Consider the following 15,118-nt stretch of genomic DNA (forward strand, 5'->3'; position numbering starts at 1 on the left):
GTTAGATAAGAATCTATAAATTTATTAAGTTCTAGCTAATTCTAATATTTTTCGAATAAACGGCGCTTTTGCCTTTGTATACGACACACGATCAAAAGTATATGTAATAGCAAGCATCTCTTTTAATTCTCTATATTCTTCACGTGCCCATTCATGGCTTATTAGAAAGTCCCGAAATAAAATATTGTTTCTCCATTCTTCGCTATTATAAATATAAACATGCAAATGATGAGTACCTGCTCTCCATTTTCCCTTTCTAAAAAAGCGCCAATTCGTAGCTTCTTTTGGAACAAACTCATATCCAATTTCAGATAGAATTTCTATCCAGTTTTCAGTAATTTGCAAGTCCGTTACGCCAATCATCATATCAATAAGAGGTTTAGCTCCTAATCCTTTTACTGCAGTGCTTCCTATATGTTCAACAGCAATTATTTCTTGTCCTAACAAGGAACAGAATTTCTCTTTTTCTTTTATATACTCTTCAACCCAGTCTTTTTGATATGCTTTAATAACAATTTGTTGGTCCATTATATTCACCTCTTTATAAGTGTTTATCATTATATTTATAAAATTTTATATTATTAGCATAGGATTTCCATAAAATATGTCGAAATAGTGGAATGTACAACTTAATTATATTAAATGTGAGGTAATCTATGAAAGATAATTCCGTGGAAATTCAGTTAAATAACGTAACATTCCAATTGAAAGAATATCATAATTTTGATTGGCTTATTAAATTAGGGACCGTATTTGCAGTTTTTGACCAGCAAGATTCAGGTAATATAAGTTTTGGTATAGAAAAAGATGGTCATAAGAAATTTATTAAATACGCAGGAGCACAAGCAATTGCATATGAAGGAACAACAAGGGATGCTATTGAAAGGCTAAAAAATTCAGTTACTATCTATGAAGATTTAAAGCATGACTCGCTTATAAGATTAATCGATCATTTTCCAGTTCAATCTGGATATGTATTAATTTTCAATTGGTTTGATGGTGAATGTCTTCATTCGCATTGGCGTTTCCCACCTCCTGAGAAATATAAAAATCCAAACTCTCCATTTTATAAATTTAGACATTTGTCTGCTATAAAACGAATTCATTCCTTACATTCCATTTTTTCTTTCCATACTTATGTAGAAAAGAAAAACTATGTAGCGATAGATTTTTATGACGGTAGTATTTTATATAATTTTAATACAAACGAAACAAAAATTTGTGATATAGATTTATACAGTAAGAAACCTTACATAAATAAAATGGGCCGGCTATGGGGTTCCTCCCGTTTTATGTCACCAGAGGAATTTGAACTAAACGCTATAATTGATGAAAGAACAAATGTATTTAATATGGGAGCAATGGCTTTCTCACTTCTAGGCGGTGAAAAAGATCGTTCCTTTATAAAATGGGAAGCAAGTAAGGAATTATATGAGGTAGCGTATCGTGCTGTAAATGAAAATCGGGCAGAACGGTATGCATCAGTTACAGAATTCTATGATTCGTGGTTAAACGCGGCGAATGCAGAAAGGATATAACCTTAAATTATTAAAAGAAATATAGAGTTTATACTGTTATCATGTATATTAAGACTGTTTTTATGAGTATTTCGTATAAAGTGTGATGTAACTGATTAAAGCTATTTTCAAAGGCGACATATCGGCAATAAGTTATGTCTATTCTGTATAAGTGTTAGCAAGTTCGTTTGCAAACTTGCTAACACTTTTTTGTTTAAATAATTCACACATTTTTTCTTAATATACTGATTATGTTTCCAATTGTGTATTAATGTGTGGGTTTGACTACCCATATTTTAGACAAAATGGACGGTAAGGGTGAGGACAATATAAATATGTCTTTTTCTTTGTATATGTTTATTTCACGAGCTATAAATTTTTTCAATTCCAAGCATGTGTATCATATTCTTCATTATTACAATAAATGCATTTCACGGTAAAGATAGGGAATTTGTATATCTAATATTCATAATTTATGTTATGGTACAATATGTTAATTAATTACAATACTTTCTAAAAGGGGAATACATAATGAAAGCAACGAAACTCATAGCGTTGACAATGCCAGTTCTATTATTGTTCGGTTGTGGGCTAGGAGATAAAGATTCTACTCCTAAGACTGAAGAAACTAGTAAAGCAATGTTGAAAACTACAATATCTGAGGAACAGTATCCAAGTTACATGTATGAACAATTACTAGATTTTAACTTTAATAAGGATGACATAATAATAGGTTTAGGTTATGCACTAAAAGGTGATGAAAAGTATAAAGAGGTATTCAAAACGGCAAGTATTTTGGATGAAGCTTTAGATCGAATGGAGAACGTAAAAGTACCTGATAAGTATAAAGACACGCATAAACTCATCTTAGAAGGGATAGAGGATGCAAGAAAAGGTACAAAACCAATATTAGAAGCTAAAGGTAAAGATGTAAAAGAAGTTAGTGTAGTTATTGCGAATAGTTCTCCCCACCTGTTAGGCATGGATAGAGAACAGTGGAAAGAAGCAGTTTACCAATTAGCTAAAGAAAACAAGGATGATTTCTCTAAGGTATATGATAAGAAAGTAGAGGAACATCAAAATAGAAAGAGTAACTCGTAATCAATTATACAACACGATAAGGAAATATAAGAAAATGATGATCAAAAAGGTAAATTATTAAATTTTATTGAAGCTAAATACGAAGTTAAAGAAAAGAAATAATACATACTTAATATTTCTTTTAGGGCGCATCTTCATGAAAGTTGTACGCTCTATATTTAAAGGCTTTCGTTTAATGGGCTTAATTGTAAAGACTTAACTTAAAGCATTATCTAAAAGTAAACATAATATCCCTCCATGACTCTAATGGTACCATTAGCAAGGACAAATTTGAACAACTAGGATATTTATGTAAGTCAGATATAGTGTCTCTTTATCAGTTGTAAGAAAAAAAGTGGATCCCTATTCTCTCACATGGAATCCACTCTTTCTATTTCTACAACTCTATTTTTATACGTTCCTCTTCTTGTCCTTAACAGGACTGCCATCACTAAATCATTAACATAATTATCTTTAGCGGAAGTTAAAAGTTTTTATTTTCTTACTCAATTAAAGCGCCCGTTAGTTAAAGATTATGGATAATTAATTTGAAAGTGTTTTATCTAAATACACCTTTTCTTTTGGAAAGCCAATCTTCTAAGGCATCTTCGTGTAGTTTTGTGAATAATTTTGGTATTTGGTCTATTGGGAAGTATTTTAAATCCAAAGTCTCAATACCATCTACAGTAAGTTCTCCACCAATTGGCTTACATTGAAAACAATGAGTGATAGTCTGAGCTTTATCTCCGTTCGGAAACTCACCAGAATATTTAGAGTAGACACCTATAAGATGTTCAACCTCAACATTTAATCCTGTCTCCTCAAATATTTCTCGTTTAGCGGTTTCTTCAAGAGATTCTCCAAGTTCCATAGCACCACCTGGTAGACCCCACTCATTTCTATCTCCCCGTTTTTGTAAAAGAATTTCATTTCGTTCGTTATAAACAATACCTCCAGCAAAATTAAGAAATATTAAATCATGCCCTACTTTTCCCCGGATATAACGAATGTAGTCCTTATTTGTAGTCATAAATTCCCTCCTAATTTATATATAAAATACAAATCAATTATATATAAGGATAGAAGAAAATGGTAACAAAAATGATAATATTCCTTATTCTCATAAGGAATTCGCCCTTTACTTTTTATCAATCTATGCGTTTTTTAAACATTTCTATTCTAATACCTTCATTTCCCGAATCCCCTTTCAAAATAAAGAGAACACCCTTTCTTAAAACAATTTTATCGCGGCTCTAAAAATTGGTGTCCTCTAGTTTTCTAGCCGGACTATATTCTATTTTCAAGCTCATTTCTATCTCCCCATGAATAAAACTCAGCATTCTGTTTATACTACAACTACATCTAGAGACACATCACTGTTTAGAGCGGCTAGGTTTTGTTAGCTGCTCTTTTGTTTTTTACACAAATAAAATCAATAACTCAGCATATAATATCTATGTAGCTAGATTATTACCTCTGTATCGAGCAGTTAGGCTGGGCTAACTGCTCTTTTATTTATGACAAAATGAAACTTTTTAACAGAATTACTTTCGTATAACATTTTCAATCTCGCTTACACTATAACTGTAACTTTAAGTTACACATCTATTACTTAGAGGGCCTAATTTTCTTTTGTGTAACAATTGGTTAGCTCATAAAGTTAACCAATTTGTTGCGTTAAATATTTTTTATTTCTCAATACTTAATACCTGGAATTAATTCTTATTTATTGGTATTAAACTATTGACATTGATTTTCCTCATATGCAATTTTTGAAAAGGCCTTTTCTCTCACATCAGGCCCTTTTATTTATAAAAAAAGATTATTTTATATAGATTACTATAAGCATCCATAAAGCCAAAGCACCAATTAGCGAGTACTATACGTGTATATAGTATCCTTACTTCAAAGTCTGTTTTCTTGAAGATTTCTCGTAATGGAGATGTCTCAAAATGTTAGCTTGATGGGCATGGGATCCCGCCCACATTTTAACGAAAATATAAGCTAAGCAAATCCCAACATAAAGCGAGCCGAATTTTCTACCCTTAAGAAAAATTTCGGTTCGTTTTATGGTTTCATGACAAGTTGTTTACTGAATAATAAAGTTCTTTATTGGAACAGGCTACTTTCTTCAACAATCTGGCCCGATTGTTGAAGAAGAAATATAATAAAAATGCTTTTGATTGTTTTATTAAACGAATTAAACCGCAAAAAACAAGAAGAATCCCCCCCTTTTTACTAGTACACTAAATCCTATAAAAGGGGGGAGATCATGAACAATAAAGCCATTGGATTATTTCAAGGAATTGCGTTATACATTTCAGCTATTCTAGGATCAGGTGTCCTTTTTTTATCGGGGGTAACGGCCTCAATAGCGGGCCCTGCATCTATTGTATCCTGGTTTATCGTTATTATAATTAGTTTTCCGCTTGCTTATTCCTTTGCTAGTTTGGCACGGATATATCCTGATTCTGGTGGAGCAGCAACCTTTGTTAGAAATTCTTTTGGATATCATCTTGGCAATATCGTTGGGTGGTTTTACTTTGTAACAGCAGCAGTTGGTCAAACGATTGTATCTTTAACTGGTGCTTTTTACGTCAGTCAGGCATTTGGATTTTCGCATTTTGAAACAATTATAATTGCCGTCTTTATTTTGGTAATTGCAGGTGTTTCCAATTATTACGGCGTAAATGTTAGTGGTAAAGTTGCAGTGATTTTAAGTTCCTTATTACTGATTCTTTTAGCGTCAGCTGTATTTGTGGCATTTCCAAGAATACAATGGGGGAATTTTACTCCCTTTGTTCCAAATGGATGGTTTTCTGTCGGGAACGCTATAACGGTTATCTTTTGGGCATTTTTCGGTTGGGAGGCGATTTGTAATCTGGCTGAGCACTTTAAAAGGCCAGAAAAAGATATTGTCAAAGGAGCAGTTATTAGTGCAGTTGTCATTGGATTATTATTTTTAGCGCTAAGTCTTGTCACTATTGGAACGGCCACGTATGGCAGTCAAGAAAGCAACCTGTCTCCTATCGGTGTTATAATGGGAGGTACAGTAGGCGGAGGTGCCAAAGTCGTTACAGCTGTTTTAGCTTTAATTATTTGTACAGGGACAGCGAATGCTTTTGTAGCCAGCCTAACGCAATTAGGATATTCATTAAGCAGAGATGGTGCTTTCCCAAAATTTTTCTCAAGGTTGCATGCAACTACTCAAATTCCAAGACAGATGGTATTGTTTGTTATCTGTTTTTCGGTAGCAGGTGTGTTAGTGACAAAAGCTTTGTCACTAACGTTTGATGATATTTTGTTTATACCGACTTCTCTTGGGATTCTAGTTTATGTTCTTTCAATGGCGGCAGGCGTTAAATTATTTAGGAAGAACACACTGGCATGGTGGGCATCGTTAATCTCTTTCATTTTATGTTTGCTGGTGATTCCATTTTTTCAATTGTATATATTTGTTCCGTTAATTGTCGTGGCTATATATGTGATTTATATGATTTTAAGTAATAAGATTTTCGCCTACAAGGGAGGATTAAAATCTAATGAAAGATCAAAATAACCTTTCTAGAGATACCATGTGGAAAGCAACAGTATCATGTGATTCAGCGTATGACGGGATATTCTTTTACGCAGTCAAGACAACTGGAATTTTCTGCCGGCCTTCTTGCAAGTCTAAGGTTCCTAATTATGAAAATGTATCCTTTTTTTCAAATGCGCAAGAAGCTCAAAGGGCAGGCTATCGCCCATGCAAAAGATGCCGATCAGATCTAAATATAAAAATATACGACCCGTTCGAATGCGTTTTAGAAGATACTATGCGATTGATAAAAAATAATTATGTTCAAAACATGTCTTTAAATGAAATTGCATCAAGGGTAGGAGTTAGTCGTTTTCATTTAAATCGGAGTTTCAAAGAAAGAACAGGGTATACTCCTCGAATATATCTAGAAAGGATCAGAGTTAAGAAAGCAAAGGAACTGCTCTTGACAACGGTCTTTAATAGTACAGAGATTGGTTATCAAACAGGCTATCAAAGTGTATCTAGCTTTTATAATGCATTTAAAAGAAATACAGGATTTTCACCGAGTCAATTCCGGGCTTTCCATAGTGGAAATACCGTAAACCAAGAACTTGACTGAATTCACGTTCTTTAACAAAAGATAGCATGAATTAACAAGAGTGCTTTGTACTCATCGTATTTTTCGATAAATCATTACTGATTGATTAAAAGTAAACAACTTTGTATTGAACAATAATAAGCAATTTTTTCTCTGTTATAGAATTGTAGGCTTTTTAATTCAATCCTCAACAAACGGGCAGCATTATTGAACAAGTTTTATGAACTTTAGTGGTAGCATCATTAGTGAATTGCTTTATAACAACTAATTAAGGAGGGGTAGAATATGAGAAATAACTTTCAAATCGTTGCGTTACAAGAGAAGGAGTTTAATAACCTATTTCTAATGAATGAAGAAGTATTAAAAAATATCGGGGCAGTCAAAATAATAGCAAATAAAAATCCTGGATATCCTTGCAGGGTAAGTTTGAAGGATGCAGAGGTAGCAGAAGAGGTAATTTTACTGAATTACCAATATCATAGTGTTAATTCGCCTTATAAAGCAAGTGGTCCTATATTTATACGAAAGGGAGCAACTACTGCTAAGCTAGATGTAAATGAAATTCCGCATATGTTACATCATAGGTATCTATCTGTACACGGCTACAATGCTGACTCAATGATTGTAGAAGCAAGGGTTACAGAAGGTGTAAATTTAAGAGAAAATATAGATGAAATTTTTGATAATAAAGAAGTAGAATATATTCATATTCTTAACGCTAAACCAGGATGCTATAACTGCCTTGTTAATAGAGTGTAAAAAAATTGAAAATGCAAAACTTCTATTATCCTATAAGGGGTACCACTAATCGCTATCAAGCTAATTCAACAAAATCTCCCCTAAAATGAAAAAATACGCTATTCTTTTTGTAGAATCATAGGAAAGGATGGCGTTTTTGTATGTCTATTTCTGTATCTGATGAATTACAACTATTTGCTCAAGAGATTCAAAGTTTTTTATCTCCAAATACCTTACGGGATCTTGCTAGAGATGTTGGTTTCGTGCAACGAACCAGTAAGATTTAGTCGCTTTATGTATATGGATGAGTCAAAATATCGCTACAACCTCTTTAGCTCAGTTATCTAGCTGTTTAGAATCATCCACAGAAGTACTCATCAGTCAGGAAGGACTGAATCAAAGGTTTAATAAATCAGCCGTTCAGTTTTTGCAACATATATTGACTAACCTTCTAAATAACAAATTAACTTCATCTATACCACTTTCTTCTCCATACACCTCTGTTTTCAAGCGTATTCGCATTTTAGATTCCACTGCATTTCAGCTTCCAGATATATTTTCAACCATTTATCCTGGGCTGGAGGATGTAGCCATACTGCTGGGATGAAAATTCAACTTGAATATGACCTATTAAGCGGACAATTCCTTATATCCATACAGGTCCAGGGAAACAACATAATCGAACCTATGGTTCTCTGTGTATTCCAACTGTAGCACCAAATGATTTATGTATCCGTGATTTAGGGTATTTTCATTTAAAAGATCTTCAACATATACAACATAAAAAGGCTTACTCTTATCTATTAATAACTGTACATCGTCTTGCTCCTCTACAGATTAAACGCTCGGCTTCTCTTAATGAAATTGGAACAAGTACAGCTTCATCAACATCGTCTTCTACATCAAAAACCGCAAATGCTTCCCCACCCACGATTAAAACACAAATGAATTCTACTTCTAAATCATCATGAGACCTAGGAATACAATTAGAAATAGTACAACGTTGAATACCCCCTACTAACAATGTTCTAGCTTCTTGCTCAGATATTCGAATAAAAACAAATTCCTCTATGGCTACATTTCCAACTTCCACTTCAATTTTTACTAGAAGAAAGAATCTGTTTCTAATTTTCACATTTCCTATGTATACGTACACTTTCCAACACGCCTTCTAATTCCTCTTGTTTCGCTGTTCTATCAATTTTTGGTAAGAAAGATAATTGTTTAGTCATATAAGACCGCTCCTTTTTATTTTTAGATTATTTTTGTCTTATTGCTCCACGTCTTCGTTCATAACAAGGTCTATGCATCCCCATTAAATCCTCAATTTCACGAGTACTTAATTTCTCTTTTGGTTTTTTCTTCTTTTCTTGCTTGGATTTCTTTTTCCATTCATGTAACTGATTTTTTAACCCCTCCATTACCCCATCTCCCTTTTCAAAATAAAAAGGACACCCATTCGTAAAGCAGCCTTAATTGCTGCTTTAATGAATTGGTGTCCTCTAGTTTTCTAGCTGGACGATATTCGAATGTTGTTTTAAATATCCCAATAGTCACTATTAACATCATTAGTATATTTGCTGATTTCCTTCTCTTTCCCACACTTTTCACATTTGAAATAACTAACTATTCCCATCTTACCAGTTTTAAAATCTTCATTGTCATGACTATTAATAAGTTTATATCTTTGTATACATTTAGGTTATTTTAATTTACCCAACCAATTTCCTAACATAAATTAATTCCTTTCCTCTAGAAGATACTCTTTCTATTCCCACCCTCTTAAGGATATATCGGAAAATATCTCCAATCATTGTAACGTGGTAGCTTGTTTTTCTTTAAACAAAAGGATTATTTTGTTTAAAAATTCATTCCAATTTATAACCACTATATTTTTCTTATATTTTCCATTAAAATTTAATAGCAATATTTTGATAACAAAGGAGCAACCTATGAAGCATAATATAAATCTATGGTCTTTTATTTTTTCATTCGCTTGCATTGCTTTTTTTTCTTTTATATCTTGAAGTATGCACACCTGAAATGAATGCGTCGTTTATAAAAATCGTTTATTTTCACCCTTTATTTTTTGTACTCATTTTTTCAATAGGAACTTTTTTTGCTGGTATTAAAGGATTCTCTAAAGCAGGTAATTGGATAACAATGCTTAGAAGCATAGTAACAGTTCTGCTAACATTGTTATTATCAGTGTTTTTAACACTAACTTTAATCATTGCTTATGCATTAAGTTAAATGTAATTCTTCACGAATAAAACTAAATATTACGTCAATACTATATATGACATTAGATTTTCTCCTTGTTCCCCCTTGGAGATGAGCAGTTAGCTTTTGCTAACTGCTCTTATTTTCTACAATTGGTTTCATTTACCTGATGTATTTAACGTAATATTAAGTTACAATATAAACGAATAAAATATATTTGGCAGTTATACCATTACCCTAGGAAACTAGGGTTTTTATTTCTATAAAATGAAATTTTTATTGTAATTACTCACCCATAGTTTTATATTTTTCAAACATTCCATTCTTCCGGAGAGTATTTACTAGCTGCCTTATCGTTAATTCCGTTCTTCCTAATGCTAAAGCAATTCCCTTCACCTTTCCGAATCCATAATACTTACATATGTAGGCTAATTCTTTCGTTGTATACGGCTTCTTATGATTCGGATCGTAATCAGGATGATACTTCATTCGGCCCTGCGCATCATATTGAACTTCCACCCTGATCACTTTCCTTTCAAATGAAGTTTCTATTAAGCTACTTGATAAGCTTTACAAACCCATGATTCATCTTCGTCTGCATCATCCGCAAAGAATATTTCTACCTTCAATTTCAAACCATTCTCCATTACGGCCGTCGCTTCAAATACTCTGCTTATATGGTCAAATTGCTTGATATCCTCGTCCTCAACCATTCCGAATTCTTCTCGGAGACTATCGTAGAATTTTTCTACTGCACTTTCTAAATCATACTGACTTTTATATGTTTGTTCGTGAATTAACTGGACCTCCATTTTCATTCTCCTTTTCTAATAAAATAGCGTTTTTGTTTAGTTTCACTCTAAAAGTAAAATTTTCATTTTTTCATTCAACCAAGTTCATAACATATTCTTTTCCCCCGATAAAATAATGATTAGGTGTCCCATGCGCATTTTATTCACCGGAAATAATACCTTTCACGTACTTACGTATTAGAAACTTCATTTCTGCTTCTTCTCCACTAGCAATTTTGTTCACTTTTTTGATACATTTATGAAACATTCACATGTTATCTTCAATATGTTCTATTCTTTTTGAAAAACCATGTGAGAATACCAAAATAAGAAGCCTTAGAGCCCTAACTCTAGGGCTTCTTGTTTTCAAATAAGGATTTTGCTAAAAAACTACACATTTATTAAGAACATGCATAAAATATAATGTGGTATTCTTTTTCAATATTAATGTTTATCCGAGAGCGCCTTGAATGGCGCTCTTTAATTTCCAAATAACATTTTTAGATAATTACGAGAGCGGATTTTATTATGTTGTACAAGCACTACTTCACTTTATTAAATAGACTATATAGATATCCAAAAGAAGGGAGCTTTAAATTCATATGGCTGATTAATTTTATAAAGATGGTAAAAAATATTATAAAAACCAATCACATTCCAACAATCAAAAAAATAACTGTTTTATTGAAACTCATACGATAGCTGGTTCTGCAGAAAATGCAAATGGAAATATACCTGTGTCAGTTTTCCTTGAAACCACCGCTCCACAAACTGTATTTGAGGATTTTACAAACAATCATAATAAAACATTAATTCAGTTATTCGTTGTCGGGATGAGTGCACCCGTTCAAGTAACTATTCTAACAAGAAGATCTAGCGTACCAATTACTACTACATTACAACCTGTTCAAACAAAAATATTTCAAGTTGAAGATTTTCAAAGTCTTACTCTTACAAAGCAGGAAGGTTCTACTAGTGTAGTTAGTTTATTTGTTCAAAAAACATTTTGTATATACTGTAACGATAATAACGATTCATGTGATGAATATTACCACGAATGTAATTGATATATTAAATCACCAGAAAAACCCTTTATATAAAGGGTTCTTTTCCTTTTACTCCCCTCATTTTACCGTTTTTTATTATGTTTCCTAACTTACAGTAATGTCCTTAAAAAATTTTTCATATATATTTATCAAACGCACTTTAAAATCCCAGAGTTTCAAATAATTTCAAAAGTCGACTGACCAACAATATTCGACTTATCTTTAAAAACTTATTAAAAATAACTTAGATACAAAAAGGCTACGTTTTATATAAGATAAAAAATTATCTTACGCAAAGGAGCTTGATTATTTGTGAATTACCAAAATGATAACAACTCTAACATTCACAAACCTTGTTCTTGTCCATCTCCCACGGCTAACAGTTTAAATGTTGTTCAAACTACCCCATCAATAGTTTCTGTAAACTCTGCGATTCCACTAGATACCGTGGTAAATTCTAATGGTACGGCAATCTCATTCACACCACCAACAACTGTTTTACTTGAAGGTAGAAGAACCTATTTGGCAATCTATGAAGTGCAAGTTATTATTCAACCAGGGGGTAATTCGGCAGGTATAACTATGTATCTGAATAATAATCCTATCATTGGCTCAGGTACTTCTCTAGGATATACAGCCGGATTCACTTCTGTATCAGCACCCGCAATTTTCACTACACCTCCAGGTATAACAAGTACTCTTACTGTTAATGTAGGACCATATTCTAATACATTAAATACGTTGGGCTTAACTCTTGCTGTTGTAGCATTAACATAACAAAATGTAAAACTCTCTAAAATGATTTTATTTGTCCCTTAACTGTCTATTGGGCTAGCCTCTAAGAACTCCCCATAACTACATATAGAAAAAGTACATTATTTGGTTCGATAGTACTAGGTGACTCGGCTAGCACAATTGTTGAGTCACCTATTTTTTTATAATAAAATAACGCTTTTAATTTTATTTCCATGAATACAGCAAAAAAAGAGGCCCTATGGCTCTTTTTTTATTCCTTAATAACAATCTAAATATGATAAAATATATCCATCACTCATATGTCCAAATATGTAATTTTCATAGCACCAAAATTATAAATAGACTTATATATAAATAAAAAAAGCACTCATTATGAGTGCTTTTTAAAGGTTATAACCTATCCATTTTTGTCCTAACAATGTATTAATTAAATACCATGCTTGTTTTACTTTAACAGGTTGATAAGCAACATAACCTACTACATTTAGGTTACCAGGATCATTATATAAAGGTTGTTTAGATCCAACATAATTCAATAATTGAGATCCGCCGCTTGTATAAAGATCCGCTTTATGATTTCCGTAAGCCATAACTTTTGAAGAATTGATAGACATAAATGCGAATGCTAGTACAAAAAACACTACAAAAACCTTTTTCATTTTCTTTCCCCCTTGCATTATTTTATATTTCCATTTTTTGCATTACTTAATTTTCAGTATATTGTAAATATAAAATTAGCAGTAACTTACATATCATATCCTATAACTGAATTTGTTCATATATGGTAAAATATATCCATCGCTCATATGTCCAACTATGCAATTTTCAAAGTAGCAACATTACAACTAGACTTATACAATATAATTCAAAACAAAATGAAGGAGTGTTTTAAGTGAAAGGACATATTCGAAAAAGAGGAAATAAGTACTTAGTGTTTTTCTGGTTATAAGACAAAAAAGAAGCAGTAAAAAATGTGGCGAAAAAGATTACGGATTTAAATGAAGGGACTTTTGTGGAACCGTCTAAGCTTACTTTAAAAGACTATCTCGTTCAGTGGCTAGAAATTAAAAGGATGAGTTTAAAAAAGAATACCTACGTTTCTTATAGTAGCAACATAACCCACCATGTTTTACCGAACATGCAGAAAGAAGCAGTAAAAAGTTTTGGTAAAAGTATCTTTGAATAGCTAATGTTTGCATTTTATAAAACAAGCTAAATAAATCTTGTATGAACAAGGTTTATACATCCTAACACATGTTATCATGTATAATACATATGTTAAGTAAATTCAGAATAACGAGGCAAATATTATGGACTTTGTTTATATTAACCAAAACGTATTAAATAACCTTCTATACATTTTATGTAGTATATTTGTTTTTTATTTCATATATGATAGCAGGCATTATTTGAAAAAATACAAAATATTACTGATTACCCTTTGTTCTAGTATCCCGCTTATTTTATGTATGCGATACCCTATCTATATGGATGAAAGTTGTATTCATGATTTAAGACAAATTCCGGTCATAATAGGTACGCTTTATGGTGGATTCCCTGTCGGTATCATATTGTTTACAATTTTATTAATTACAAGATTTATATTTTATGGCTTTAATATGCTAACAGTCGTTGTTTACGGAATAATGTTCATCGTTACAGCACTCGCATCTTCAAAATTTAATACATATAATAGAAAGCTTAAAGTAGCTTTTTCCATGTTTTTAACCTTTTTCCTAGCAATATTTACAACTGTAATTGTATTAACTTTATCAGATTTTGAAGTGAATAATTTGTATATTATTTATTTCATGGTATTACCGACTACTTTAATGTTATTTATTGTTTATATAAATGAAGTTATAAAAGATGCTGTATTAATGCGCTCAAAATTAATTAAAATGGAAAAAATGGAGATTGTTAGCCAACTCGCTGCAAGTATATCGCACGAAGTAAGGAATCCTTTAACGGTTGTAAAAGGATTTACACAGCTTTTAAAAACACCAAATTTAACTCCTGAATCAAGAGACGAATATATTAAACATATACTTGAAGAGTTAAATCGTGCCCAAGAAATTATCGATGATTACTTAACGTTTGCCAAACCTTCTCCAGAAAAATTAGATCAAATTTCAGTAAAACAAGAGTTAAATCGAGTTATTAATATGATATTGCCATTGTGTAATATGAATACGATACATATTACACAGGATTTTTCTGAGGCAACCATTGTTGGTAATAAACAACACTTTCAACAATGTTTTTTAAACTTAATAAAAAACAGTATTGAAGCAATGCCTAATGGTGGTACCTTAAATATTTCCTCATCTATCAATAATAGTAAAGTTGAAATACGAATTGAAGATAGTGGAGTTGGAATGTCACAGGAGCAAATACATCGATTCGGTGAACCGTATTTTAGTACAAAAACGAAAGGCACCGGTTTAGGTACGATGGTTGCTGTTAAGATTATTGAGACGATGTATGGAAATTTAAAAATCCGAAGTATCGTTAGTAAAGGAACGACTTTAACGATTACGTTCCCAAAATATAGTAAGAATACGCATTAAAACAAATAAAAAAGGAGCATAGTCGCTCCTTTTTTATTTGTTTCGATACATAAGTATCTTCAATGTTTTTTAGTTTACATTTGTGAAGACTAATTAAAAATTAGTATCCTCCGCCCCAGCAGCTGCATCCTACAATTATTAATAGAATGAATAACACAACTAATAAAGCGAAACCTCCACCAAAACCACAAGAACCACCGTAACTCATATTTTCTCCTCCTTTTGGTTTGAAAACTAATAGGTAGTTGATCATTTTAACTGGTTCGTATTATACATTAT

15 protein-coding genes and 4 pseudogenes are annotated in these 15,118 nt (G+C 32.1%); 11 read left to right on the forward strand and 8 right to left on the reverse strand.

Going from position 1 to position 15,118, the window contains the following annotated elements:
* Positions 1-24: 24 nt before the first annotated feature.
* Complete coding sequence (locus MR160_RS04485) at positions 25-528, reverse strand: GrpB family protein (RefSeq protein WP_000372681.1); 504 nt, start codon at positions 526-528, stop codon at positions 25-27.
* Positions 529-656: 128 nt separating this feature from the next.
* On the opposite strand from MR160_RS04485, the gene MR160_RS04490 reads away from it, so the two are divergent.
* Both MR160_RS04490 and MR160_RS04495 read left to right on the forward strand, forming a co-directional pair.
* Positions 657-1,538, forward strand: coding sequence for a protein kinase domain-containing protein (locus tag MR160_RS04490; protein WP_242297091.1), 882 nt, complete (start codon positions 657-659; stop codon positions 1,536-1,538).
* Positions 1,539-2,048: 510 nt separating this feature from the next.
* A complete protein-coding gene (locus tag MR160_RS04495; protein ID WP_000648401.1) occupies positions 2,049-2,618 on the forward strand; it encodes a membrane protein in 570 nt (189 codons plus the stop codon).
* A 538-nt stretch (positions 2,619-3,156) separates the two neighbouring features.
* Here MR160_RS04495 and MR160_RS04500 read toward each other — a convergent pair.
* A complete protein-coding gene (locus tag MR160_RS04500; RefSeq protein WP_000210489.1) occupies positions 3,157-3,627 on the reverse strand; it encodes an NUDIX hydrolase in 471 nt (156 codons plus the stop codon).
* A 1,242-nt stretch (positions 3,628-4,869) separates the two neighbouring features.
* Between MR160_RS04500 and MR160_RS04505 the strand changes: the two genes are divergently transcribed.
* The 4 genes and pseudogenes from MR160_RS04505 to MR160_RS04520 form a co-directional block, all read left to right on the forward strand.
* Positions 4,870-6,156: an APC family permease gene (locus MR160_RS04505; RefSeq protein WP_001060115.1), complete on the forward strand. Its 1,287-nt coding sequence runs from the start codon at positions 4,870-4,872 to the stop codon at positions 6,154-6,156.
* Entirely contained in the window at positions 6,140-6,736 is a 597-nt protein-coding gene (locus MR160_RS04510; protein ID WP_000654821.1) for a bifunctional transcriptional activator/DNA repair enzyme AdaA, read from the forward strand. The genes MR160_RS04505 and MR160_RS04510 overlap by 17 nt, the downstream gene beginning before the upstream one ends.
* A gap of 264 nt (positions 6,737-7,000) precedes the next feature.
* Complete coding sequence (locus MR160_RS04515; RefSeq protein WP_242297092.1) at positions 7,001-7,474, forward strand: DUF1203 domain-containing protein; 474 nt, start codon at positions 7,001-7,003, stop codon at positions 7,472-7,474.
* A 140-nt stretch (positions 7,475-7,614) separates the two neighbouring features.
* Positions 7,615-8,247, forward strand: a pseudogene (locus MR160_RS04520) (IS4 family transposase); the annotation flags it as partial.
* Between the two features lie 2 nt (positions 8,248-8,249).
* Here MR160_RS04520 and MR160_RS04525 read toward each other — a convergent pair.
* On the reverse strand, positions 8,250-8,609 hold the full coding sequence (locus MR160_RS04525) for a hypothetical protein (protein WP_015945802.1): 360 nt from the start codon (positions 8,607-8,609) through the stop codon (positions 8,250-8,252).
* A gap of 103 nt (positions 8,610-8,712) precedes the next feature.
* Positions 8,713-8,874 carry a hypothetical protein gene (locus MR160_RS04530; protein WP_002082702.1) on the reverse strand — a complete coding sequence of 54 codons (162 nt, stop codon included), beginning with the start codon at positions 8,872-8,874 and terminating at the stop codon, positions 8,713-8,715.
* Between the two features lie 531 nt (positions 8,875-9,405).
* Here MR160_RS04530 and MR160_RS35055 point away from each other — a divergent pair.
* A pseudogene (locus MR160_RS35055) lies at positions 9,406-9,706 on the forward strand (hypothetical protein).
* Positions 9,707-9,961: 255 nt separating this feature from the next.
* Here MR160_RS35055 and MR160_RS04535 read toward each other — a convergent pair.
* Both MR160_RS04535 and MR160_RS04540 read right to left on the reverse strand, forming a co-directional pair.
* Positions 9,962-10,195, reverse strand: a complete 234-nt coding sequence (locus MR160_RS04535) for a hypothetical protein (protein ID WP_000453747.1) — start codon at positions 10,193-10,195, stop codon at positions 9,962-9,964.
* A 32-nt stretch (positions 10,196-10,227) separates the two neighbouring features.
* A complete protein-coding gene (locus MR160_RS04540) occupies positions 10,228-10,488 on the reverse strand; it encodes a hypothetical protein (protein ID WP_000453679.1) in 261 nt (86 codons plus the stop codon).
* Positions 10,489-11,081: 593 nt separating this feature from the next.
* Between MR160_RS04540 and MR160_RS04545 the strand changes: the two are divergent.
* Both MR160_RS04545 and MR160_RS04550 read left to right on the forward strand, forming a co-directional pair.
* A pseudogene (locus MR160_RS04545) lies at positions 11,082-11,534 on the forward strand (exosporium protein D); the annotation flags it as partial.
* A 291-nt stretch (positions 11,535-11,825) separates the two neighbouring features.
* Positions 11,826-12,290, forward strand: a complete 465-nt coding sequence (locus MR160_RS04550) for a hypothetical protein (RefSeq protein ID WP_001109245.1) — start codon at positions 11,826-11,828, stop codon at positions 12,288-12,290.
* 362 nt (positions 12,291-12,652) lie between these two features.
* Here the strand turns inward: MR160_RS04550 and MR160_RS04555 are convergent, their stop codons facing one another.
* Positions 12,653-12,928, reverse strand: coding sequence for a hypothetical protein (locus MR160_RS04555; RefSeq protein ID WP_242297093.1), 276 nt, complete (start codon positions 12,926-12,928; stop codon positions 12,653-12,655).
* A gap of 233 nt (positions 12,929-13,161) precedes the next feature.
* On the opposite strand from MR160_RS04555, the pseudogene MR160_RS35060 reads away from it, so the two are divergent.
* Both MR160_RS35060 and MR160_RS04565 read left to right on the forward strand, forming a co-directional pair.
* Positions 13,162-13,410, forward strand: a pseudogene (locus MR160_RS35060) (tyrosine-type recombinase/integrase); the annotation flags it as partial.
* A gap of 169 nt (positions 13,411-13,579) precedes the next feature.
* On the forward strand, positions 13,580-14,839 hold the full coding sequence (locus tag MR160_RS04565; protein ID WP_081143683.1) for a LytS/YhcK type 5TM receptor domain-containing protein: 1,260 nt from the start codon (positions 13,580-13,582) through the stop codon (positions 14,837-14,839).
* Positions 14,840-14,939: 100 nt separating this feature from the next.
* Here MR160_RS04565 and MR160_RS04570 read toward each other — a convergent pair whose 3' ends face one another.
* Complete coding sequence (locus MR160_RS04570; RefSeq protein ID WP_000120182.1) at positions 14,940-15,047, reverse strand: YjcZ family sporulation protein; 108 nt, start codon at positions 15,045-15,047, stop codon at positions 14,940-14,942.
* Positions 15,048-15,118: the final 71 nt, after the last annotated feature.

Origin of the sequence: Bacillus cereus group sp. BfR-BA-01382 (assembly GCF_022663475.1) — a bacterium.
Classification (GTDB): domain Bacteria; phylum Bacillota; class Bacilli; order Bacillales; family Bacillaceae_G; genus Bacillus_A; species Bacillus_A thuringiensis_S.

Excerpts from the sequence above, each read along its gene's own strand:
- MR160_RS04485 (WP_000372681.1), bottom strand. The coding sequence starts at position 528 with ATGGACCAACAAATTGTTATTAAAGCATATCAAAAAGACTGGGTTGAA.
- MR160_RS04490 (WP_242297091.1), top strand. The coding sequence starts at position 657 with ATGAAAGATAATTCCGTGGAAATTCAGTTAAATAACGTAACATTCCAA.
- MR160_RS04495 (WP_000648401.1), top strand. The coding sequence starts at position 2,049 with ATGAAAGCAACGAAACTCATAGCGTTGACAATGCCAGTTCTATTATTG.
- MR160_RS04500 (WP_000210489.1), bottom strand. The coding sequence starts at position 3,627 with ATGACTACAAATAAGGACTACATTCGTTATATCCGGGGAAAAGTAGGG.
- MR160_RS04505 (WP_001060115.1), top strand. The coding sequence starts at position 4,870 with ATGAACAATAAAGCCATTGGATTATTTCAAGGAATTGCGTTATACATT.
- MR160_RS04510 (WP_000654821.1), top strand. The coding sequence starts at position 6,140 with ATGAAAGATCAAAATAACCTTTCTAGAGATACCATGTGGAAAGCAACA.
- MR160_RS04515 (WP_242297092.1), top strand. The coding sequence starts at position 7,001 with ATGAGAAATAACTTTCAAATCGTTGCGTTACAAGAGAAGGAGTTTAAT.
- MR160_RS04530 (WP_002082702.1), bottom strand. The coding sequence starts at position 8,874 with ATGGAGGGGTTAAAAAATCAGTTACATGAATGGAAAAAGAAATCCAAG.
- MR160_RS04540 (WP_000453679.1), bottom strand. The coding sequence starts at position 10,488 with ATGGAGGTCCAGTTAATTCACGAACAAACATATAAAAGTCAGTATGAT.
- MR160_RS04555 (WP_242297093.1), bottom strand. The coding sequence starts at position 12,928 with ATGAAAAAGGTTTTTGTAGTGTTTTTTGTACTAGCATTCGCATTTATG.
- MR160_RS04565 (WP_081143683.1), top strand. The coding sequence starts at position 13,580 with ATGGACTTTGTTTATATTAACCAAAACGTATTAAATAACCTTCTATAC.
- MR160_RS04570 (WP_000120182.1), bottom strand. The coding sequence starts at position 15,047 with ATGAGTTACGGTGGTTCTTGTGGTTTTGGTGGAGGTTTCGCTTTATTA.